This window comes from Zhouia spongiae (assembly GCF_022760175.1).
Taxonomy (GTDB): Bacteria; Bacteroidota; Bacteroidia; order Flavobacteriales; family Flavobacteriaceae; genus Zhouia; species Zhouia spongiae.
This window is the reverse complement of record NZ_CP094326.1, coordinates 1,806,440-1,830,162: the sequence shown is the minus strand read 5'-3', so window position 1 is coordinate 1,830,162 and position 23,723 is coordinate 1,806,440. Positions and strand designations below refer to the sequence as shown.

Sequence of the window (23,723 nt, the reverse complement as noted above, 5' to 3'; positions counted from 1 at the left end):
CTCGGATTAGAATCTCCGAAGGTAAAAAAAAGGGAAGTATAAAAAACAAAAAACCCTTTATCGTTATGATAAAGGGTTTTCAAAGAAGGCGGCGACATACTCTCCCACTTTCGTAGTACCATCTGCGCTGGTGGGCTTAACTGCTCTGTTCGGAATGGGAAGAGGTGAGCCCCACCGCTGTAACCACCTTAAGTCTTTAAGTGACTTAATGCCTACTTTAATAAGGTAACATATTGAGATAAAAATTTATAAGATTTTAACAAGAAAAAGAATCAGTACATAAGCTTACGGGTAATTAGTACTACTCGGCTCCATACATTACTGCACTTCCACCTATAGCCTATCAACGTTGTCATCTCCAACGACCCTTTAAAGAAATCTCATCTTGTGGCGGGTTTCGCGCTTATATGCTTTCAGCGCTTATCCCTTCCCAACATAGCTACGCTGCAATGCTCTTGGCAGAACAACAGCTACACCAGAGGTTAGTCCAACTCGGTCCTCTCGTACTAGAGTCAGGTCCACTCAAATTTCTAACGCCCACAGTAGATAGAGACCGAACTGTCTCACGACGTTCTGAACCCAGCTCGCGTGCCACTTTAATGGGCGAACAGCCCAACCCTTGGGACCTTCTCCAGCCCCAGGATGTGACGAGCCGACATCGAGGTGCCAAACCCCCCGTCGATGTGAGCTCTTGGGGAGATCAGCCTGTTATCCCCGGAGTACCTTTTATCCTTTGAGCGATGGCCCTTCCATTCGGAACCACCGGATCACTATGCTCTGCTTTCGCACCTGATCGACTTGTAGGTCTCTCAGTCAAGCTCCCTTATGCCATTGCACTCTACGCACGGTTACCAAGCGTGCTGAGGGAACCTTTAGAAGCCTCCGTTACGCTTTTGGAGGCGACCACCCCAGTCAAACTACCCACCACGAACTGTCCCCCATATACATGGGGTTAGGCTCCGAATAAGCGAAGGGTGGTATTTCAACAATGACTCCACAACACCTGGCGATGCTGCTTCAAAGTCTCCCACCTATCCTACACATCACTTATCCAAAGTCAATACGAAGCTATAGTAAAGGTTCACGGGGTCTTTTCGTCCCACTGCGGGTAATCGGCATCTTCACCGATACTACAATTTCACCGAGCTCATGGCCGAGACAGTGTCCAGATCGTTACACCATTCGTGCAGGTCGGAACTTACCCGACAAGGAATTTCGCTACCTTAGGACCGTTATAGTTACGGCCGCCGTTTACTGGGGCTTCAATTCAATGCTTCTCCGAAGATAACATCTCCTCTTAACCTTCCAGCACCGGGCAGGTGTCAGGCCCTATACTTCATCTTTCGATTTCGCAGAGCCCTGTGTTTTTGATAAACAGTCGCCTGGACCTTTTCACTGCGGCCCCACCGGAGTGGGGCGACCTTTCTCCCGAAGTTACAGGTCGATTTTGCCTAGTTCCTTAGCCATGAATCTCTCGAGCGCCTTAGAATACTCATCCCAACCACCTGTGTCGGTTTACGGTACAGGCTGCATAACTCGCTTTTCTTGGAAGTCGATTCGCTGGATTATCACCGCGGCCGTAGCCTTAGTGTACTATCGGACCCTTTCAAGTCCTTCAACGTACTATTCCATCAGTACGCACCAACCACTCACCTTCGTCACTTTTATTGTTATGCAGGTACAGGAATATTAACCTGTTGTCCATCCACTACCCCCTTCGGGTTCGCGTTAGGCCCTGACTAACCCTCAGCTGATTAGCATAGCTGAGGAAACCTTGGTTTTTCGGCGTGCGGGTTTCTCGCCCGCATTATCGTTACTTATGCCTACATTTTCTTTTCTATGCGCTCCAGCATACCTCACAGTAAACCTTCAACGCCCATAGAATGCTCCCCTACCACTTGTATTAATACAAATCCATAGCTTCGGTGGTATACTTATGCCCGATTATTATCCATGCCCGATCGCTCGACTAGTGAGCTGTTACGCACTCTTTAAATGAATGGCTGCTTCCAAGCCAACATCCTAGCTGTCTAAGCAATCAGACCGCGTTTATTCAACTTAGTATACACTTGGGGACCTTAGCTGATGGTCCGGGTTCTTTCCCTTTCGGACTAGGACCTTAGCACCCTAGCCCTCACTGCTAGTAAACATTATATAGCATTCGGAGTTTGTCAGGAATTGGTAGGCGGTGAAGCCCCCGCATCCAATCAGTAGCTCTACCTCTATATAACTATACTAACGCTGCACCTAAATGCATTTCGGGGAGTACGAGCTATTTCCGAGTTTGATTGGCCTTTCACCCCTACCCACAGGTCATCCCAAGACTTTTCAACGTCAACGGGTTCGGGCCTCCACTGTGTGTTACCACAGCTTCACCCTGCCCATGGGTAGATCACTCGGTTTCGCGTCTACTACTACTAACTATAGCGCCCTATTCAGACTCGCTTTCGCTACGGATCCGTACCTGAAGTACTTAACCTCGCTAGTAACAGTAACTCGTAGGCTCATTATGCAAAAGGCACGCCGTCACCCCTAATGGGGCTCCGACCGCTTGTAAGCGTATGGTTTCAGGTTCTCTTTCACTCCCTTATTCAGGGTGCTTTTCACCTTTCCCTCACGGTACTGGTTCACTATCGGTCTCTCAGGAGTATTTAGCCTTAGCGGATGGTCCCGCCAAATTCAAACAGGGTTTCACGTGCCCCGCCTTACTCAGGATACTGCTACCAGTAACATATCTTACCAATACGGGACTATCACCCTCTATGGTCACTCTTTCCAAAGTGTTCTCATTCAATATGCACCAGATAGCGCAGTCCTACAACCCCAATACAGCCGTAACCGCATTGGTTTGGGCTAATCCGCGTTCGCTCGCCACTACTAACGGAATCACTTTTGTTTTCTTCTCCTCCGGGTACTTAGATGTTTCAGTTCTCCGGGTTTGCTCATCTTACGATGTGACTGGCCTTCAACCAGCCGGGTTGCCCCATTCGGACATTTGCGGATCAATATGTGTGTGCCATTCCCCGCAACTTTTCGCAGCTTACCACGTCCTTCTTCGCCTCTGAGAGCCTAGGCATCCCCCATACGCCCTTATTTAGCTTATTGTACTTTTGCTGTATCACATTATCATTAATGCAATACCGTATTCTTTGATTCTATTCTACTTGTTTGCTTTTCTCGTATATCTTTATCTCAATATGTCAATGAACTTTATAAAGAGCCGACACCGACCATAAGTCAGTAACCAACTCTGTCGCAATACCCTTGAAACTTAACATCTCAAGGCATTGCCTTGTGGAGAATATCGGAGTCGAACCGATGACCTCCTGCGTGCAAGGCAGGCGCTCTAGCCAGCTGAGCTAATTCCCCTTAATCAGTCGGCAGTATAACAGTATTCAGGTACTGCGTACTGTAAACCGTGTACTGTAAACTAGTGCTCAACTTCTAAAATTTCCAATATTTCAATCAATGAACTTTTAATCGTAATTCCCTTGAACTACTTCCGTAGTCTCGGGCAGACTCGAACTGCCGACCTCTACATTATCAGTGTAGCGCTCTAACCAGCTGAGCTACGAGACTTTATCAATTAATAATGAGTAATTAAAAACTAATAAAAAACTTCATAAATGAATAAATCTTATTACTATTCTTAATTTATCATCCTCAATCTTCTTATTGACAGCTAAAAAACAACATCAAACCCTTATAAAAACCTCAGTCAGTTTTCTCTAGAAAGGAGGTGTTCCAGCCGCACCTTCCGGTACGGCTACCTTGTTACGACTTAGCCCCAGTCACTAGTTTTACCCTAGGCAGCTCCTTGCGGTGACCGACTTCAGGTACCCCCAGCTTCCATGGCTTGACGGGCGGTGTGTACAAGGCCCGGGAACGTATTCACCGGATCATGGCTGATATCCGATTACTAGCGATTCCAGCTTCACGTAGTCGAGTTGCAGACTACGATCCGAACTGTGATAGGCTTTATAGATTCGCTCCTTGTCACCAAGTGGCTGCTCTCTGTACCTACCATTGTAGCACGTGTGTAGCCCAGGACGTAAGGGCCGTGATGATTTGACGTCATCCCCACCTTCCTCGCGGTTTGCACCGGCAGTCCCGTTAGAGTCCCCAGCATAACCTGATGGCAACTAACGGCAAGGGTTGCGCTCGTTATAGGACTTAACCTGACACCTCACGGCACGAGCTGACGACAACCATGCAGCACCTTGTAAATTGTCCGAAGAAAAGTCTATCTCTAAACCTGTCAATCTACATTTAAGCCCTGGTAAGGTTCCTCGCGTATCATCGAATTAAACCACATGCTCCACCGCTTGTGCGGGCCCCCGTCAATTCCTTTGAGTTTCACTCTTGCGAGCGTACTCCCCAGGTGGGATACTTATCACTTTCGCTTAGCCACTCACCCCGAAAGGCAAACAGCTAGTATCCATCGTTTACGGCGTGGACTACCAGGGTATCTAATCCTGTTCGCTCCCCACGCTTTCGTCCATCAGCGTCAATCAGTTGTTAGTGATCTGCCTTCGCAATTGGTATTCTAAGTAATATCTATGCATTTCACCGCTACACTACTTATTCTAACCACTTCACAACCATTCAAGACTAACAGTATCAAAGGCAATTTTACCGTTGAGCGGCAAACTTTCACCTCTGACTTATTAGCCCGCCTACGGACCCTTTAAACCCAATGATTCCGGATAACGCTTGCATCCTCCGTATTACCGCGGCTGCTGGCACGGAGTTAGCCGATGCTTATTCTTACAGTACCGTCATCACTCTACTCGTAGAGCTTATTCTTCCTGTATAAAAGCAGTTTACAACCCATAGGGCAGTCTTCCTGCACGCGGCATGGCTGGATCAGTCTTCCGACCATTGTCCAATATTCCTCACTGCTGCCTCCCGTAGGAGTCTGGTCCGTGTCTCAGTACCAGTGTGGGGGATCTCCCTCTCAGGACCCCTACCTATCGTCGCCATGGGGTGCCGTTACCACTCCATCTAGCTAATAGGACGCATGCCCATCTTTTACCGCCGTAGCTTTAATTATCTATATGATGCCATTAAATAATCTTATGGGGTATTAATCCAAATTTCTCTGGGCTATCCCCCTGTAAAAGGTAGGTTGCATACGCGTTACGCACCCGTGCGCCGGTCTCAAAATCAGCAAGCTGATCTCTACCCCTCGACTTGCATGTGTTAGGCCTGCCGCTAGCGTTCATCCTGAGCCAGGATCAAACTCTTCGTTGTTAATCTTTAAATATTATTCCCAACTATAAGTCCTTACTCAAGTATGACGTTGTCTTTTTTGTTTTAACTCTTGTCTTACCAAAAATTGTGCTGTCAACAATATATCAATGAACTTCTCTTATTATATAAAGAAACTTACGTTCTCTCTCTTTTTGTGTCGCTCTACCCTTTCGTAAAGCGGGTGCAAATATAAAAACTCTTTTTCATTTAAACCAAATCTTTTTTTGCTTTTTTTTAAAAAAATTTTCGGCCGGTTTTAAACCATTTTTACACCGCTCCATCTCAATGAACTCACTCCTCAAAACCCGTTAATTTCGTGCCTCTCAAAGCGGGTGCAAATGTAAAAACTCTTTTTCTTTTCAGCAAACTTTTTTTTCAGTTTTTTTTCTGAAAATTTTATCGCCTTAATCTTCTATATCCCGCACTATGTCTATGAACTTCGCTTATCCCAACGCATCGTCTCTCTCTCAAAGCGGGTGCAAATATAAAACTCTTTTATCCACTTTTCCAAACATCATTCTCAAGTTTTTTTAAAGTTTTTTATACCCCGTTTATTTCTAGCCCTTTAACTCCAAAATTATTTTCAAAACAACACAGACAATCCGATCTCCTTTAGCACAATCATCTATCTGCCTGTCTTGTCCTGAAATAGCTATACACAAAAACACGTGTATGGAAACAGCAAAACAAGAAGAAAATTATGTAATGTGTTCAGGCAAACAAGAACGCTATGACAAGCGGTTGATCAAAAAAATCGTTCAAGAAGTAGAAGCTGGCCTCCCAAGGAAACAGGCCAAACGGATCTATAAAATGGGCGCAAGCACTTTGGATGACTGGATGAACCGGTACGGTTCGGAGCACTATCACCAGCAGCTCAAGAGGAGGAGCTACACCAAGCTCCAAAAGCGAACCATCGTTACGGCCATAGAGCAGGGTAGGATGAGCATTGCGGAAGCCCGTACAGCCTACAATATCAAAACAGAAAAGACCATAAGGGGCTGGATATTGCGCTTTAAAGAAGAAAAAGTCGATCTTTGTATTGAAACCCAACCTCAAATGGCAAAACAAAAATCACCGGACAAACAAGCTTTGGAAAAAGCTTTACAAGAGGCAGAACTAAAGATAAAAGCCTTAAACACACTGATTGATGTAGCCGAAGACCAACTTAAAATCGATATCAGAAAAAAGTCTGGTGCCAAACAGTCCTAAAAATGAAGCAGGACTTCCCCAAATTGGGGATAGGTCTGCTGTGCCAGCTGTTTGGTAAAACAAGGCATGCTTACTACGATGCCCTCTGTCGAAAAGAACGCAGTCTGGTCAAAGAGGATATCATTCTCCAGGAGGTCTCCAATATCAGAAAGCAGCTACCCAGATTGGGTACCCGTAAACTGCACCACCTATTGGGCAAAAGGCTTTTGTCCCACAATATAACCATTGGCAGGGACTATCTGTTCAATTTGCTGTGTGACCATAATCTATTGGTCAGGCAACGAAAACGCAAAGCCATGACGACCAATTCAAGACATTGGATGAAAAAGTACAGCAACCTGATTAAAGACATGGAAATAACCCGTCCAGAACAGGTATGGGTCAGTGATATAACCTATATCAGAATGGTTAACCAATGGGGCTATTTAAGCTTGATAACAGATGCTTTCTCAAGAAAGATAATGGGATATAGTTTTAGGATGGACCTGACGGCACAAGGCTGTATTGATGCTTTAACAATGGCTTTGAACAACAAAACATACCAAGAGCCAATGGTACACCATTCCGATAGAGGTTCACAGTATTGTTCATCTCAATACGTGAAGCTGTTGCTCCAGAACAATGTGGCCATTAGCATGACAGAGAATGGAGACCCCTATGAAAATGCCATTGCAGAACGTGTCAATGGCATCATAAAAACAGAGTTCAATTTGCACTCAAGTATGCTCGGGCTTGGGCAAACACAAAAGCACATATCAAAGAGCATTGCTAATTATAATGCTTTGAGACCACATGCAAGCTGTGATTACCTAACGCCTAACCAAGCGCATTTAAAAACAACTATACTTAAAAAACGATGGAAAAACTATCAAACTTATAGCAATCCTAAAATGACTGTACAGTCATTTTAGGATTAAGAAAAAGAGTTGTATAATTATGTCAGGATTTATTTAATAACCTGTATAGCTATTTTAGGACGGGTCTGCCCTACCTTATATATAAAGTATAACCGGGCCAACACCGGGCCTGAACCGGGTCAATACCAGGCCTAAACAACTTTAAAGCAACCGAAACCCTGAGCTAAACATCATTTTAAATAGCAGATACACCGGAACAACACTATTATACAATAGTAGTATACCCCGACTTTATCTCAAATGCATATGAATACCTTATATATACTATATATATATTAAGAAAAGAAATTCCATACCAAGCCAAAGCGTATCACGAAATCGCGATAGGGATAGTCAGGAGCCGAATAGAACTTATAACCTGAGAAGGACGAATTGAAGTGTTCTGCCTTAAGGTATATTCTTGTTTGCCTTACTTTGGCATTTATAAAGAAGTCCAATAAAGGAAAGTTTCCGATTTTCTCCTGATCCTGAACATAGAATTCTCCCAACAAAGGATTATAGGCATTGGCCTTATATTCGGTAAAGTACTTAAACGTTATTCCTGTCTGGAGGTACATGGCCTTTTTAAATACATGGTCGGAGAAATAAAGTGTATTTCTGGTTATCAATTGGGGTACATTAAGGATATCGTCATCTTGTGCTACCTCCTGATACATGATCGTATTATACAGCCCGAATTTCCCTAGCTTAAGATCTTTTGTATATTTTACCTTTAAATAGTTAATGGTGTTATTGTACTGAAGCGGCTTCACCTGAAATACTTCATCGGAAACCGGGGTCTGCCGACCGAAATAAGCATAATCATTTATAACATTATAAGAAGCATTGATACTCCCGAACCGTTTTGTTTCAAAATCGACTGACAGGCTCTTCTCCTTTTCCTTATCAAATTCATTTCTGTTATCCCAGTTGTAATCTTTATAGTCGCTTTGATACAATAAGAAATTGAAGTTCGGAGAAGCTGTTACAGATTTAACGGTAGCTGATATTCTATTTTCTCCGTTAAATATATACCCTGCGCTTGCTTTAAACAAATTACCTCCTAAATCGCCATATATACTTGCACCAGCATTCGCATCAAGGTAGAACCCTCCTATCTTCTTTTTCCATGAAGCTCCAAATGAGTAATCTTCTCCTTTGAACTGATTCGTGATCGTTTGATCGGGAGTTACCACTATACTATTAAAATAGTAATTGTATGCATAGATATAATTAGATACCGTTAGCTCTCCGAGCAGTTTATTTTTGTACCGAAGCCGCATTTGGTTTGCCAATGCCTTAAGCCTGGCTCTGTCATTCAGATTTGATGTTTGAAATGCCTCTCCGAAGTAATCGTTCTGCGACTCCTGCCTGTATTCATAATACTTGGTTTCGTAGTTTAGCCTATGTCCGATTGTAAGCGAATGATCCGGATTACTTTCTTTATTCTGAACTATGACATATTCCTGATCTAAAAAGTAGCGTTTCCCCAAAAGGAAATTCTCGGCATTCTGAAAATTCACATCCATTCTGGACCTGTCTGTAAACTCTGAATTCCCGGATTCAAACTGATTTTTATTTGCCACACCTCCGTTTTCCTGATTCAATATATCCTGTGAGGCAAAATGCATCCGCAGATTGTAACGTTTGTTTTTTGACAGATAGCTTGCAGCAAACCTGAAGTTACCTGTACTCGCCTGTATGTGCTGATATTTCCCTAAGGAACGTAAGCCCTTGTAGGCAATTGACACATTAAATTGTCTTGAGGTGTTCAACGTTATAAAAGCATCTAACAACTGCCCCTGCTCCATCGTTGTTTTAAAAAACAGGTCGGTCAATGGTGTGGGTACGTGATAGTATTTAATGTCTTCTGCTTCCATATAGTTGAAATGCTTCGCTCTTGCTCCGAGTCCCGGATAATAATCATCAGAAGGCTCAGCCAAAGCCAGGGAGTTATAAGTTTGCCCTACATTGGAAAAAGGCAGCAATTCGAAGTTGTCCTTGCGGAGGTAATTATACTTATACTCTTTTTGTATACTCAGGGTCGTATCTAAAAAGGTTGTATCTCTGTCTAAGGTAATAATTTTATAATCCTGGATAACTATTTGATCAGCTTTCTGACCAGGCTTTTCTTTTTGTAATCTTTTATTTTGATCTGCCGATGGTTTTCCGCCAACCCTTCCTGATCCTTCCTGGGCAAAACCTGCTGTACAAGTCAAAACAAATGCAATAAAAGCTATAACCTTTCTCATTAATTATTTTCAGTTTGCAACAAAGGTATAGTTTTTAACGAAATTTGCCGGACATAATTGTAATTAGCGGCTGCCTTTATTTACACCTGTTATGATATTGAATAATATGTTAATTGGGTTTTATACTTTTGCCTTTATAAACCTCAGATATCATATGCAAGTATTTTTCAGGAATGACGCGATAGAAGCCGGAACTGACGAGGCCGGAAGGGGCTGCCTGGCGGGGCCGGTAACAGCGGCTGCCGTTATACTTCCTTCCGACTTTGAAAACAGCCTTATCAATGATTCCAAGCAACTGTCAGAAAAAAAGAGATTTGAACTGCAACCCATCATAGAAGAAACCGTAAGTACCTATGCCGTATGCCACATTTTTCCTGATGAGATTGACAAAATAAATATTCTGAATGCTTCCATCATGGCCATGCATAAAAGCCTTGACGGGCTTCGTATTTCCCCTGAGCATATTATCGTAGACGGAAACAAATTCAAACCTTATAAAGATATTGAATACCATTGCGTCGTAAAAGGCGACAGTAAATTCGTTAGTATTGCAGCGGCTTCTATTTTAGCAAAAACATACAGGGATCTTTATATGGATAAGATCCATGAAGAATTCCCGATGTATAACTGGAAAAAAAACAAGGGATACCCTACCAGGGAGCATCGCGAGGCCATCAGAAAATACGGCATTACCAAATACCACAGAAAGTCTTTCAGGCTATTGCCTGAACAATTAACACTCGATTTTTAACCTGCATTACCAAGTTCAGATACTCAGTTCGGGTTTAAGTTTATATTTTTGCATATTATAATCCTGTTTCTGATCACTCAACAAAAAACGATTTTATGAAAAAAGGCCTCATTGTTTTAATCCTTATCGTCTTAAGCTGTACAGAAGAAAAAAATACCCGAAACAACCTTATTGATTATATTCCGACCAATGCTTCGGCAATTTTGATGACAGATGACCTACAGCTTTTCTTTAATGACGCCAAAAACAACAAGCTTTTAAATTCCTTATCTGAAAACTCGCTACAAGGCGACCTGGATAAAAAACTAACCTCTTTAAAACAGATACATCCAAACGGGCAATCGTTTATCAGCATTTCAGAAATTGGTACTAAAAATTTTGAATACAGCATCATTACAAGAGATCATCAGAATATCCTTAAACTTGACTCTGTTCAGAAGGACTCGGTAAAAACCATACCATACCAGGATGCAGACATCTATTTGTCCAAACTTAAAGGCACCGATTTTTATTATACCACACTGGATAAGAATATCTTTATCGGATCTTCATCTCAACTACTTGTTGAGAACGCCATCAGAAATGACGGGAATGAAATTTCCGACAGCGAGTTTTTAAAGCTTTACGAGGTTTCTCAGAAAAACAGTGACGCGCACTTTTTCTTAAACCACCAAAGGGCGAGCAGTTTAATCTCCAACGTTTTTCCGAACCATATCCTTAAGGACATCAAACAGCTTGGCAGCTGGAATTCTTTTGATGCTGTAGTTACCCAGAACGAGATCCGTCTTAACGGTATTGCCGTTTCATCGGATTCTTTACAGCATACGTTGAACATATTTAAAAATACAAAACCCGTTTCGAGCAGTATGGCAAAGATCATCCCTGTAGAAAGTGATTATTTTCTGAATGCCACTTTTAGCGATTACGGACAATTCAGTGCAAATGCTCCTTTAACCTACAGAGAACGGAGGTCAGATTCCTTGTTCAATTCTGTTACCGAGATTGCGACTGTAGGTTTAAACGAATCAAAAGTGTTCATCTTAAATACCGTTGACTCCAATCATCTTTTTCAAAACCTTCAAAAGTATATTGGTGAAAAAACTACATTCAGAGCGCAAAATATTTATACGCTAACCGAACCTGCATTGATCAGTCAGTATTTCTATCCCCTGGTAAAGGATAAAAACATCTCTTATGCAGCAGAAATAGAATCGTATGTGATTTTTAGCCCCGACATTAAAGTCCTTGAAAATATCATCAGTAATTATCAGAATAATGCGGTTATTGAAAACGACCCGACATTTACAGATCTTATGAGTAATCTGGCAGATGCCTCTTCTTTACTGTGGGTTGGTAACCTCGACAAGTTAAAAACATCTGGGTTTATTTTCAATGAAGATTACAGAAAGGTTTTTTCTAAGGTAAAAACCAAGGCATATAAATATGCTGCCTTGCAATTTATCGCTGAGACGGATTACGCACATTTTAATGCGATTGTAAAGAAGAAATCTGCTAAAGCTGCCGTTAATATGGTTTCCCAGGTATTCAGCACAAAACTGAATGCACCTGTACTCACACCTCCACAGTTTGTAACGAACCACAGAACAAAGAAAAAAGAAGTAGTAGCCCAGGATGAACAGAATAACCTGTACTTAATAGCTACTGACGGCAAGGTATTATGGAAAAAAGAACTCGATGGCAAAATACAGGGATCCATAGAACAGGTTGACCTCTATCGAAACGGACGGCTACAATTGGCTTTTGTTACAACGCATTCTTTTTATATCATTGACAGAAACGGCAATGATGTAAACCCGTTCCCTATACGATTTGATAATGCGATTACCCAGCCACTTGCCGTTTTTGATTACGACGGCAACAAGAAGTACAGGTTTCCTATTGTACAGGGAAATATTATCAGCATGTATAACAAAGAAGCTAAAAAGGTAAACGGATTTGTTTTCAACAAGACCTCGTCGCCTATTACTGCTCTTCCGAAACACCTCAGAATAGGCAATAAAGACTATTTGGTATTTAAAGAGGAGAACGGGTCTTTACACATACTCCACAGGACCGGAAAAAACAGGATTAACGTAAAAGAGAAATTCGACTTTTCCAGCAACGACATTTTTGAATACAATAACACCTTTGCAACAACCGGAAAGTCGGGTGAGCTTATCCAGATCGATCAAAACGGAAAAGTGACCAAAACAAAACTGGACCTCTCCGAGAACCATGTTATTGATGCCACATCCAAGACTTTAGTTTCCTTATCTGAAAACGAATTAACCATTAAAGGCAATAAAGCTGCATTGGATTATGGACTGTATACGGCGCCGAAGATCTTTTATCTTTACGATAAGATCTATGTGGGCATTACCGATACCCAGGCCAATAAAGTTTATTTATTCGACAGCAACGCCAGGCTATTACCTAATTTTCCTATCTACGGTACTTCCGTAGCAGATCTTAATGACATCGATAACGACAAAAAAATAGAACTCACCGTAAAAGGGGAAGACGATAGCGTACTGGTGTACCGCATCAATTAAAATCCGGCGAAATAAGCCGTTGGCCCCAAGAGGGTTCACCGCAAAATACGTATCTTTAATATGCTATTAATCAATCATTAAACATATGTATTCCAAATTTTATTTTCCGGCATTGTTATGGGCTGCTTATTCCTTCCATCCCAGCCCGGTCAGCAAAAGCGAATGCAGCAGATATTACCCTATGGAAGAGGGCACAAGTTTTGAAATAACCGTGTACGATGAAAAGAACATTCCGAATGCATTAATGGAATACAGTATTGTACAGGCGAACGACCGCACTTCTATTTTTATATCTGAAATACAGAATCCGGAAGGCGATATCGTAGCTACCGCCGAATACGGTGTTACCTGTAAAGGCAACGGTGTTCTCATTGATTTTAATTCGATGATGAGCGCTGAACTCCTTAAACAGTATGAAGGCAAACCCCTCCGGATGCGGGGCATTAATATTGAGTTACCCAACGATCTGAAAATCGGGCAAAAACTTCCGGATGCAGAAATGGAAACCTCGTTTTCATCCGGAACGACAAAGATCAGTATGTCCATCAAAATGCAAAACAGAAAGGTTGAAGGAAACGAGACCTTACAAACCCCTGTAGGCAAACTAGATTGTGTCATTGTGAGCTATAAAACAGAAATTATATCAGGGATAAAGAAGACTGTTTATATAAAGGAGTGGCTTGCAGAAGGTATTGGCCTGGTAAAAAGTGAAGAATACGAAAAAAACGGCACCCTGGTGAGAAAGAGCATCCTTACTGAATTCGATAAATGACGCCCCTTATAATCCGACCCCTGCGAAATACTCCGAAAGAATCCCACGGGGCAATCGTACCTTCTTATTTATTGAGCCAGGCGTCATAGGAAAACACAGGGGGTGTAGCGCCCTGCCCTTTATACGGTCGTCTTTTGCTTCACAAATTCCACCTCAAAAAGTTCCTTGAAGTGTTTTAGTATTTTTTGCTGCACTTCATCCATCGACACTTCCGGCTTCCCCAACTCCACATTAAGTGATGTTACCGCCTTTCCTCTGATACCACAAGGAATGATATTATCAAAATACCCCAGGTCGGCATTTACGTTTAATGCAAAACCATGCATGGTTACCCAACGACTGGCTCTTACTCCCATAGCGCAGATTTTTCTGGCGAAAGGTGTTCCCACATCAATCCACACCCCTGTTTCCCCTTCCGATCGCTCTGCTTTTATACCATAGTCGGCAAGTGTTAAAATGATAACCTCTTCCAGAAACCTCAGGTACTTATGAATATCGGTAAAAAAGTTATCCAAATCAAGGATGGGATATCCTACAATTTGTCCCGGTCCGTGATAGGTGATGTCTCCCCCCCTGTTAATCTTATAGAAAGTCGCCCCTTTATCTTTTAGCTGTTCTTCATTTACCAACAGGTTGGAAAGGTCTCCGCTCTTGCCCAACGTATATACATGCGGATGTTCGACCAACAGAAAATAGTTAGGGGTTTCGAGCCCAGCTTCTGCTCTCCTGTTCTTAATTTTAATATCCAGGATGGATTGAAAAAGCTTTTCCTGATAATCCCAGGTTTCTTTATAATCTTTTAATCCCAGATCTTCTATAATAACATTCTTGTTCATAGGCACAAAGATAGTATATATACTACTGAAAACCTTACGGTATAAAGAGTCATGCCTCTCATCGGGCTATAAGGTATTGTTACGATTCTTTTTATTTATGGTAATAACCACCGATAACAACACAGGTTGCCTAAAAGGTCTGTTTCCATCAACCCGAACTCATTTCAAAACGCCACAATAACCTGTATAATAACGAAATGAAGCTCCGGAAATAAATTCAGAATGATACTAATACCTTTAGACAACCTCTTTTCTGTTTATAACAGATTCGTTTTATTTTTCCAGAACCACTTCCAGGTCGAGAATCTTCGGATCTCTCATATAATCTACAAAACCGACCTCCAGCACTAATGTCTTTCTGTCTGCACTCAACATGGCTTTGCCAGACGATACTGATTTTATCTTTTTAGGGAAATGATATTTCAGGGAATATTTTGAGCCTGATAAAAACATATTCGAGCTCGACAAGCTGTCAACAGCCTGCTTCAGCAATTCTTCATCTACGATGGTGGTTACTCTGCTAAACTTTCTACCTTTAAATTTATAAGCGACATCTGTAGCTTCGCTATTGCCACCAAATGTAGGATCTGTTTTTACCGGCTTTCCTTCTACACTGCTTTGCAACTTGTTAGCTTGCTGAAATGAATCAAAAACGTCGTCGAGTTCCTTTACTGATTTAAAGTTTGTAAATATTTCAAACTTCATTTCTTTGGCCTCAGGGTTCATCAGCATATGCATGGCAAACTTCTCTAGTTTCTTCAGACTTGCCTGCTCTTCTTCAGACAATTTGGATATACTATCTTTTTTCTCTTCTAAAACATCTTTAAAATATATTAAGGAATCGATCGCTTTTTCATTTTCTTTCGACATTTCATCTCCTGCCATTTCCATAAGCTGGGAGCCGTCAAAATTAATGGCAATTTTACCACTGCCATCGGCATTAAGATGCATTTCTTCCGTAAAGTTACAAGATGTAAAAAGGCACAAAGCAATAACCGTAATTGCTGAAAAGAGTTTTCTCATTTTTAAATTCAGATTTATCTTTTAGGATTGTTTAAAATTATTAAGGCTGCTATAACTCCCGGCACCCAACCGCAAAGCCATAGTATAAAAACGATAATTATCGAACCGCATCCTTTATCCAGAACCGCTAAAGGCGGACATACAATAGACAATAAAACCCTCCAAATACTCATTTTATATTATTTTTGATTGATGTACTTATTAGACTCATCTATCTTCGTTTTGTTACGCGAAAATAAAAAAACCTGAGTCTTTATTTTCATAAAAGTTATTATTAGTTTAGTGATTATGAAATTGATCAAACACCTCTTTTTTCTGATCATCCCAGGCTTGAGCCTGAATGTCTGTGCCCAATACAAGTTCTCCGGAATTATAGACACTACGGCCTGGCACAATGATGTATATCTTTCTATCATTGAAGATTACAGGCATACCTCAGGCGTGTATCCGGAGCAGATCATAGCAAAAACAAAAGCCGACGACAAGGGCATTTTTACATTTACAGGCGATAATTTAAGCGACAACAACAGGATTTATAAGATTCATGTAGACAATTGCCGGGACAGTGATACGGCCTCAAGTCATTTTAACGGGCATTGTAATAACAGCAAGCAGATTTTGTTTATTGCGCGAAATCTCGACACCGTATTCTTCCCTATTTCTTTTAACAATGAGATGTTTTGTGAGGTTGCATCCAATAATGCCCAAACAAATTCTCTTATTAAAACGGATTCTCTGCTGGAAGAAATGAGGTTTGCCTATGCTGCATACCAGAGTGAGGCCAATAAAAGGTTGAATAACAAAAAGTGGTTTAATACCTTACAGGATTTTGGTGTACAACAGCGCGATCCGCTGGCTGAATTATATATCTATTCTTTTCTTTCTGACCGGAAAAATGACACTCATAAATATTACATCCGGGATCTTAAAGAAAACCCGTATTATACCGACTTATTAAACAGGTTAAAAAACCGGTATCCGAATACAGACTACACACATCAATACGAAACGGAACTCGCTGCCGACAAGTATATGTTGTCCAGTACATCGGGCACAGGCTTTAAGTGGACCCCCTTCCTAATCGCTCTTCTGTCGGGATCTCTCCTTGCTAATGTATATTTACTTATACGGTCGAAAAAAGAAAAAAGGGAAAAGGACGCGCATCTTATTAATACGCTTTCATCTCAAGAACAGAAAGTACTGAGTCTTATTTTGAACAATAAGACCAATAAAGAAATTGCTTCCGAAATTTTTGTAAGCCTCAGTACGGTTAAGACCCATATCAACAACATTTATAAAAAGCTTGGGGTCCAGTCGAGGGAAGAGGTTAAATCGCTCATTCACAAACCGTAGAACAAAAATCAACCGGGGTACTAGTCCTTCTTTCAAACCCTGTATATTTCTATTTCACCTTGTGTTTTAGCAAGTTTGTCATGTATTAACCATAAAAATCAATTTACATGACCTCTTTTTTAAAACTGACAAAAAGTTCAACACTTCTTCTAAAGGGTATCTTCGCTCTTGCTTTTATGCTTATTATCAACCAGGGTACGCATGCTCAGAGCCGGGCTCAATCAAAAGTTGCCGGTGAGTTTTCATTTGATTCCAAAGAAATAGATTACGGCAGTATTCAGCAGCATGCCGATGGGGAACGGGTATTTGTATTCACCAATACCGGTAACGCTCCTATTGTAATCACCAATGTAAGAACATCATGCGGATGTACGGTACCGACTTATTCCAAGTCGCCGATCTTACCTGGAAAGAAAGGTGAGATCAAAGTTAAATACGACACCAGCCGAATGGGGCCGTTCAGCAAGACGATTACCGTTTCATCTAATGCATTACACACGAAAAGGGTGTTACACATTAAAGGGACTGTTATAAAACCGGAACACAAAGAGGCTGATACAGAATAGCAAATGTGCAGCTTATTTAAGACTGTTAAACAGGCCTAATATACATTATAAGGAGGGGTGTCTAAAGAGTCCTTGGTGACTTACTCTATTTTAGCCCCCCACTTTTTATATATAACAAATCCTCTCAAAAAGGGTCATAAAAAAGTTTCTCGTCATTGTTTGAAAAAATGTAATTTTGCAGTTCAAAATAAATAGCATGCAACTTTCAGAGCAAGAAATTATAAGGAGAGAGAAACTCGAAAAGTTAAGAGATTTAGGTATTGATCCATATCCGGCCAATCTATACCCGGTAGATCATACATCAAAACAAATAAAAGAAGCATACGAAGAAGGTAAAAAGGTTGTTATCTCCGGCCGTTTAATGTCGAGACGTATTCAGGGGAAAGCATCTTTTGCTGAACTGCAGGATAGCGAAGGGCGCATCCAGGTATATTTTAACCGGGATGAAATATGCACCGGGGATGACCATACTAAATATAACGAGGTCTATAAAAAATTGCTTGACATAGGTGATTTTATCGGAGTTGAGGGAGAGCTTTTCACCACCCAGGTAGGGGAAAAAACCGTTATGGTTAAAGACTTTACACTTCTAAGTAAAACCTTAAGACCATTGCCTATTCCGAAAGTAGACAGTGAAGGAAATGTTTACGACGAATTTAATGATCCCGAACAGCGATACAGAATGCGTTATGTAGATCTTGTTGTTAACCCTAAGGTTAAGGATGTTTTTGTAAAAAGAACCAAGATCATGAATACCATTCGCCAGTTTTATAACGACATGGAATTCCTGGAGGTAGAGACTCCTATTTTACAGCCTATTCCGGGGGGTGCTGCTGCACGCCCGTTTGTAACGCATCACAACGCATTAAACATGCCTCTTTATTTAAGGATTGCCAATGAGCTTTACTTAAAAAGGCTGATCGTAGGCGGGTTTGACGGGGTTTATGAGTTTGCAAAAGATTTTCGTAATGAGGGGATGGACAGAACCCACAACCCCGAGTTTACGGTCATGGAAATGTATGCCGCTTATAAGGATTACAACTGGATGATGGATACTACCGAAGCTTTGCTTGAAAAGGTAGCTGTTGAACTTCATGGCACTTCTGAGGTTCATTTAGACGGAAAGAAAATAAACTACAAGGCACCATATAAGCGTATCGGTATTTTGGATGCTATTCAGGAACATACCGGTTATGACCTGTACCAAAAACCTGAAGATGAAGTCCGCGAAGCATGTAAAGCACTTGGTATCGAGGTTGACGAAACGATGGGTATCGGTAAAATGATCGACGAGATTTTTGGTGAGAAATGTGAACATCTTTATGTACAGCCGACCTTTATCATCGATTATCCGGTTGAGATGAGTCCGCTTACTAAAAAGCACCGTTCAAAACCGGGTCTGACCGAAAGGTTCGAATTGATCGTTAATGGTAAAGAACTGGCAAATGCTTATTCTGAATTAAACGATCCGATTGATCAGAGAGAACGTTTTGAGGAACAGCTAAAGCTTTCTGAAAAGGGAGATGACGAGGCTATGTTTATCGATCAGGATTTTTTACGTGCACTGGAATATGGTATGCCTCCTACGAGTGGAATCGGAATCGGGATAGACCGCCTGACCATGTTTATGACTGACAGTCATTCTATCCAGGATGTATTGTTCTTCCCTCAGATGAAACCTGAACGTAAACAGGTAGCTTTGACTGAAGAGGAAAAAGCCGTATTTGGTCTTTTAAAGTCTAACTCGCCGATTGGCCTTAATGTATTGAAAGATCAATCGGGGTTAAGCAATAAAAAATGGGATAAAACCATTAAGGGCTTAACAAAAAACAATCTGGCCAGGGTGAACAAAACGGATAACGGTTTGTTTGTTGAGCTGGCAGATTAATTCAGAAATCCATATACGCTATAAAAGAGAGCGAATTCTAAGTGAAAACCAAAAAATTCAGCTAAAAATAAAGGTTCTTCTATTTAAGGAGAACCTTTTTTCATATCACTTTCTCGGTAAAAAAGCTCTGGTCTCTCATAGGCTCATTTACGCTTACGCAATTTAGTTCCGGTTTAGCATCATTAAAGTACACATAAACCGGTGCGTTTAGTTTAGGGAGATCGTAATAGATCGCTTTTTCTGATTGTTTTATGAACATGCTTCCCTCCCTGGTGTCAGCATCGTAATGGCCTGAAGGTAAATTGTTCATATCGTCTACAAAATACACAAAGGCTTTATGGTCTTCGCCTTTACATATTAAGTGTCCGTATACATTGTACATTTGTTCGCCGACATGGATGGACGTTCTTCGTTCTTCCAGTTGATAATTCTCTACTAAAAACACTTTGCTACACATCATTTTGAAGTTTTTGAATTAGTGAAAGCACTGTAAGAAAAGTAAATGTTAAGGGATATTTAATAACCGTTTTGTAAATATATGTATCTAAGAACGGGCTATAAATAAAAACTGATGTATAACAAAAAAATCCGCTAAAAGCGGATTCTTTCACTATCCAAAATTAAGTATGAAAACAAAAATGCATCCATTTTCAAAGTTAGCTGCAACAAGCTGAGTTCCCTCACCCCAGCTTGTTGCAATCCACTTCATATCCAAATACATGCATATATTTTAATATGTACATTTTATACTTGCCATTGACAATCCGGTTTCGAACTCCATTTTGTCGAGGTCTATATATTCAAGTTTTCCCAATGAGCCGACATAAGGATCGAAATCATTCGGCAGATTCTTTTCCGATTCTAATTCAGGTTCTCCTTGTTCTATGTCTATATATTCTATCGCATCTAATGAGCCTAGATAAGGATCGAATCCATCAGGCAAATACGGTGTTGTATCGAAACCTAATTCGAATTCCTCCTCGTTTTCGATATACTCAATGGTATTAAGATCGAGTTCTGCTTCTCCGCTGTGATCTTCAACAACTATAGTGTTGTTACCGGAATTGAACCAATGGGGTTCTGTACTATTTTGTGTAACTGCATCTCCTCCCAAAAGCAAGCTACTGATAAGAATTACTTTAAACATGATTGTTAGTTTAGTTTTTATTATTGTTTTTTGATTGACTTTACTCGATCATCGAGACTTAAATGCTCCGACACTTGCCCTTGTGAAATGTTCCTAAAGGAATTTCATTGGACTTGCAAATGTTTTGCCATGCGCCAGCTGGCTCCATCGCTAAAAAGGTCTACCAGACCTTTTCTTTACACTTGGCCCTCTCATGGGCAAGCCTCGAGGTCGTTTACTATTAAGACTATTTAAAAGTCAATCTGTTACGGCTTTTAGGAGATTTTTAACTAATTGAAGGTAAATTTTAGAGAACATTAAGAAACGGGGGGCGCGCCCAAATATTTACTATTTGTAACAAAGCACCTATCCTTACTAAAAACAGGGCTTCATTTCCAACTCAAAATTTTATTGTTATATTTCTGTTTTTTTAACACAAAAAAGACAAAACTTTCGTATTATAGCAATCCAAAGCTTCATTTTGTTTCTTTTAAGGCATGAGTATTGTAAAAAAACAGCATATAGGGTCTTTTTTAGTTTTACTATTTGTAACCGCCATAGTCGTTACAGCTTATTTTTTATTAAAACCGGAAGAGAAGGTAAATTTCAGTGCAGAGGTAAAACCTATCATAAACAAACACTGCATATCGTGTCATGGGGGTGTTAAAAAAAATGGCGGCTTTAGTTTATTATTTCAAGAAGAGGCCTATGCTGCTACAGAATCGGGCACAGCTGCCATCATTCCCGGGGATGCAAAAAACAGTTCTTTTATTCAGCGATTACATGAAACCGACCCTGAACTCAGAATGCCTTATAAAAGACCCGGCTTATCGAAAAAAGAAATCGACCTGCTTACAAAATGGGTAGAACAGGGAGCCGAATGGGGAGAACACTGGGCCTATACACCTCCGAAGGAGATCGAGATTCCTGAACTTCGGGAAACCGCCGGATTTTCCAATTCACCGGAAGCTGTTCCTGTTAATGAAATAGATCATTTTATTATCAACAGACTTGCTGAAAACAACCTGGAGCCGAATCCGCTTGCAGACTCTACAACGATCGTCCGAAGATTGTCTTTTGATATTACGGGATTACCCCCTGATGAGGATTTATTCGAAAAGTGGAAGGAGAAGCAACTAACGTACAGCGATCTTATTGACAGCTTGCTTTCTAAAAACACTTATGGAGAAAAATGGGCTTCCTGGTGGCTGGACCTTGCCCGCTATGCAGACAGCAAAGGTTATGAAAAGGATAACGGCCGTACCATGTGGAGATACCGTGACTGGGTCATCGATGCTTTTAACAGCGACATGCCTTTCGATCAGTTTACCACAGAGCAACTGGCGGGTGATCTTTTACCTAATCCGACCACAGCGCAGTTGATTGCAACTGCATTCCATCGCAATACCATGAATAACGATGAGGGAGGGACCGACGATGAGGAGTTTCGGGTGGCTGCGGTTATGGATCGTGTAAACTCTACATTCGACGTATGGCAGAGTACAACCATCTCATGCGTTCAATGCCACAGTCATCCGTACGATCCGTTTAAGCATGAAGAGTATTACGGCATTATGGGCTTTTTTAACAATACCCGTGATGAAGACACTCCGGGCGATGAACCCGTAATAAAATTCTATAATGAAAACCAACGCACGCAAATTGATGCGATTCATAACTGGATCCTTAAACACGGAAATAAAGAGTTAGCCAAAGAATACAAAGATTTTTTACTTTTTAACGAACCCATATACCAGGCACATCTGGCTCAGGATTTTACAAATGGAGAATTACAAGACACCAAATGGCTTTCGCTATGGGATCACGGATCTTGCTATGTGAGGGACATCTATACAAAAGGTGCTGCATATATTTATCTTAATTACTGGTCTCATGTTGACGGTACAAAAATCATCATCAGGGAAAATGACAAAAACGGACAGGTACTGGCTTCTTTTACGCTGAACAAGACCAAAGGAAGAACCATACAGCGTTTTCCTTTAAAAACCATAGATTACAAAACGGATTTGTATATTGAAGCTTACAACAGCTCACTGGAACCACAAAAAGGCACCAGTTATATTGTCTGGTTCGGTTTTCTAAACAACCTTCCGGGGAAAGGAGAAACCGGATATGCTGAGATCGATGATTCATTCTTATCGTTGTTAAACAGCCGGACCCCTACCCTCCCGGTAATGATGGACAACCCGCCGTATATGGCTCGTGAAAACCGGTTCTTTGAGCGTGGAAACTGGATGCTTAAGGGCGATTCCATAGCCGCATATACACCTCCGATACTGAACAATTGGGATGAAAACTGGCCAAAAACAAGGCTCGGACTGTCTAAATGGCTGGTAAGCAAGGACAACCCTTTAACTGCCAGGACTGTTGTTAACAGGATCTGGCACCAATTATTTGGCAGAGGGCTGGTTGCCACTTTAGAAGACATGGGAACGCAATCGGAAAACCCGTCACACCCTGAATTACTGGACTGGCTTGCTCTCAGACTGATGAACGAGCACAACTGGCAACTTAAGCCTTTACTAAAAGACATTGTACTTTCAAGAACCTACAGACAGAGTTCCATGAGCAATCCGGAATTATTTAATGCCGATCCCGGGAACAAATTCTATGCCAGGGGACCGAGGTTCAGGTTAAGTGCGGAGCAGGTAAGAGATCAGGCACTGATGGTCTCCGGACTGATGAGCTATAAAATGGGCGGGCCGAGTGTTATGCCACCTCAACCGGATGGTATATGGCAAACCGTGTATAGTGGAGAAAAATGGACTGAAAGCAAGGGAGAAGATAAATACCGGAGAGGGATATACACTTACCTCAAACGGACGAGCCCGTATCCGTCTTTTATCTCTTTTGATGCCGGCAGCAGGGAGGTGTGTACCATAAGGAGGACAACCACCAATACCCCCTTGCAGGCACTGGTGACTTTAAACGATCCTGTTTACCTGGAAACTTCATATCACCTGGCTGAACAAATGCTTGAAAAAGAACATACGGACGAAGCGATTGCTTATGGATATCAGAAAGCCATGTACAGAGCGATCTCTGAAACCAAGATGGCTGAACTCCGGCAGCTTTATGAAACGGCCTACAGCGAATTTGAGAACGATATGAACAGCACCCGGTCATTTCTTTCTTACGACGATAGTCCGACAGCTGAAGAAGCGGCAATGACAGTAGTAGCAGGCGCAATTATGAATTTAGATGAATTTCTGACTAAATCTTAAA

15 protein-coding genes, 2 tRNA genes and 3 rRNA genes are annotated in these 23,723 nt (G+C 41.3%); 9 read left to right on the top strand and 11 right to left on the bottom strand.

Annotation, left to right across the window (positions count from 1 at the left end; all coding sequences use genetic code 11):
* Positions 1-83 precede the first annotated feature (83 nt).
* From rrf to MQE36_RS07920, 5 genes are all read right to left on the bottom strand, one after another.
* Positions 84-191, bottom strand: a 5S ribosomal RNA gene (rrf, locus tag MQE36_RS07940).
* A gap of 85 nt (positions 192-276) precedes the next feature.
* A 23S ribosomal RNA gene (locus MQE36_RS07935) occupies positions 277-3,104 on the bottom strand.
* 191 nt (positions 3,105-3,295) lie between these two features.
* Positions 3,296-3,369: transfer RNA gene (locus MQE36_RS07930), tRNA-Ala, on the bottom strand.
* 136 nt (positions 3,370-3,505) lie between these two features.
* Positions 3,506-3,579: transfer RNA gene (locus MQE36_RS07925), tRNA-Ile, on the bottom strand.
* A 153-nt stretch (positions 3,580-3,732) separates the two neighbouring features.
* A 16S ribosomal RNA gene (locus tag MQE36_RS07920) occupies positions 3,733-5,253 on the bottom strand.
* The 16S, 23S and 5S rRNA genes sit together here with 2 tRNA genes alongside, the layout of an rRNA operon.
* A 672-nt stretch (positions 5,254-5,925) precedes the next feature.
* Between MQE36_RS07920 and MQE36_RS07915 the strand changes: the two genes are divergently transcribed.
* Together MQE36_RS07915 and MQE36_RS07910 are read left to right on the top strand one after the other, a co-directional pair.
* A complete protein-coding gene (locus MQE36_RS07915; RefSeq protein ID WP_242938625.1) occupies positions 5,926-6,462 on the top strand; it encodes a hypothetical protein in 537 nt (178 codons plus the stop codon).
* Between the two features lie 2 nt (positions 6,463-6,464).
* The gene (locus MQE36_RS07910) at positions 6,465-7,373 is read left to right on the top strand and encodes an IS3 family transposase (RefSeq protein WP_242938624.1); all 909 of its coding nucleotides are present in this window, start codon (positions 6,465-6,467) and stop codon (positions 7,371-7,373) included.
* A gap of 281 nt (positions 7,374-7,654) precedes the next feature.
* Here the strand turns inward: MQE36_RS07910 and MQE36_RS07905 are convergent, their stop codons facing one another.
* Positions 7,655-9,610 (bottom strand): putative porin, encoded by a 1,956-nt coding sequence (locus tag MQE36_RS07905; protein WP_242938623.1) that lies wholly within the window; start codon positions 9,608-9,610, stop codon positions 7,655-7,657.
* 154 nt (positions 9,611-9,764) lie between these two features.
* Between MQE36_RS07905 and MQE36_RS07900 the strand changes: the two genes are divergently transcribed.
* The 3 genes from MQE36_RS07900 to MQE36_RS07890 all read left to right on the top strand — a co-directional run bounded on the left by MQE36_RS07900 (position 9,765) and on the right by MQE36_RS07890 (position 13,685).
* Complete coding sequence (locus MQE36_RS07900) at positions 9,765-10,361, top strand: ribonuclease HII (RefSeq protein ID WP_242938622.1); 597 nt, start codon at positions 9,765-9,767, stop codon at positions 10,359-10,361.
* A 95-nt stretch (positions 10,362-10,456) separates the two neighbouring features.
* Positions 10,457-12,913 carry a DUF3352 domain-containing protein gene (locus MQE36_RS07895; protein ID WP_242938621.1) on the top strand — a complete coding sequence of 819 codons (2,457 nt, stop codon included), beginning with the start codon at positions 10,457-10,459 and terminating at the stop codon, positions 12,911-12,913.
* Positions 12,914-12,998: 85 nt separating this feature from the next.
* Positions 12,999-13,685, top strand: a complete 687-nt coding sequence (locus MQE36_RS07890; protein WP_242938620.1) for a TapB family protein — start codon at positions 12,999-13,001, stop codon at positions 13,683-13,685.
* Positions 13,686-13,804: 119 nt separating this feature from the next.
* Here the strand turns inward: MQE36_RS07890 and lipB are convergent, their stop codons facing one another.
* The 3 genes from lipB to MQE36_RS07875 form a co-directional block, all read right to left on the bottom strand.
* A complete protein-coding gene (gene lipB, locus MQE36_RS07885) occupies positions 13,805-14,521 on the bottom strand; it encodes a lipoyl(octanoyl) transferase LipB (protein WP_242938619.1) in 717 nt (238 codons plus the stop codon).
* A gap of 273 nt (positions 14,522-14,794) precedes the next feature.
* On the bottom strand, positions 14,795-15,544 hold the full coding sequence (locus tag MQE36_RS07880) for a hypothetical protein (RefSeq protein WP_242938618.1): 750 nt from the start codon (positions 15,542-15,544) through the stop codon (positions 14,795-14,797).
* 14 nt (positions 15,545-15,558) lie between these two features.
* Positions 15,559-15,717: a YqaE/Pmp3 family membrane protein gene (locus tag MQE36_RS07875; protein WP_242938617.1), complete on the bottom strand. Its 159-nt coding sequence runs from the start codon at positions 15,715-15,717 to the stop codon at positions 15,559-15,561.
* A 115-nt stretch (positions 15,718-15,832) separates the two neighbouring features.
* Here MQE36_RS07875 and MQE36_RS07870 point away from each other — a divergent pair, with 115 nt between their 5' ends.
* The 3 genes from MQE36_RS07870 (at position 15,833) to lysS (ending at position 19,351) form a co-directional block, all read left to right on the top strand.
* Entirely contained in the window at positions 15,833-16,897 is a 1,065-nt protein-coding gene (locus MQE36_RS07870) for a response regulator transcription factor (protein ID WP_242938616.1), read from the top strand.
* Positions 16,898-17,073: 176 nt separating this feature from the next.
* Entirely contained in the window at positions 17,074-17,463 is a 390-nt protein-coding gene (locus MQE36_RS07865) for a DUF1573 domain-containing protein (RefSeq protein ID WP_242938829.1), read from the top strand.
* Between the two features lie 196 nt (positions 17,464-17,659).
* On the top strand, positions 17,660-19,351 hold the full coding sequence (gene lysS / locus MQE36_RS07860) for a lysine--tRNA ligase (protein ID WP_242938615.1): 1,692 nt from the start codon (positions 17,660-17,662) through the stop codon (positions 19,349-19,351).
* Positions 19,352-19,451: 100 nt separating this feature from the next.
* Here lysS and MQE36_RS07855 read toward each other — a convergent pair whose 3' ends face one another.
* Positions 19,452-19,811, bottom strand: a complete 360-nt coding sequence (locus MQE36_RS07855; protein ID WP_242938614.1) for a hypothetical protein — start codon at positions 19,809-19,811, stop codon at positions 19,452-19,454.
* Positions 19,812-20,081: 270 nt separating this feature from the next.
* Positions 20,082-20,498 carry a hypothetical protein gene (locus tag MQE36_RS07850; RefSeq protein WP_242938613.1) on the bottom strand — a complete coding sequence of 139 codons (417 nt, stop codon included), beginning with the start codon at positions 20,496-20,498 and terminating at the stop codon, positions 20,082-20,084.
* 476 nt (positions 20,499-20,974) lie between these two features.
* Here MQE36_RS07850 and MQE36_RS07845 point away from each other — a divergent pair, with 476 nt between their 5' ends.
* Positions 20,975-23,722 (top strand): PSD1 and planctomycete cytochrome C domain-containing protein, encoded by a 2,748-nt coding sequence (locus MQE36_RS07845; RefSeq protein ID WP_242938612.1) that lies wholly within the window; start codon positions 20,975-20,977, stop codon positions 23,720-23,722.
* Position 23,723 lies beyond the last annotated feature (1 nt).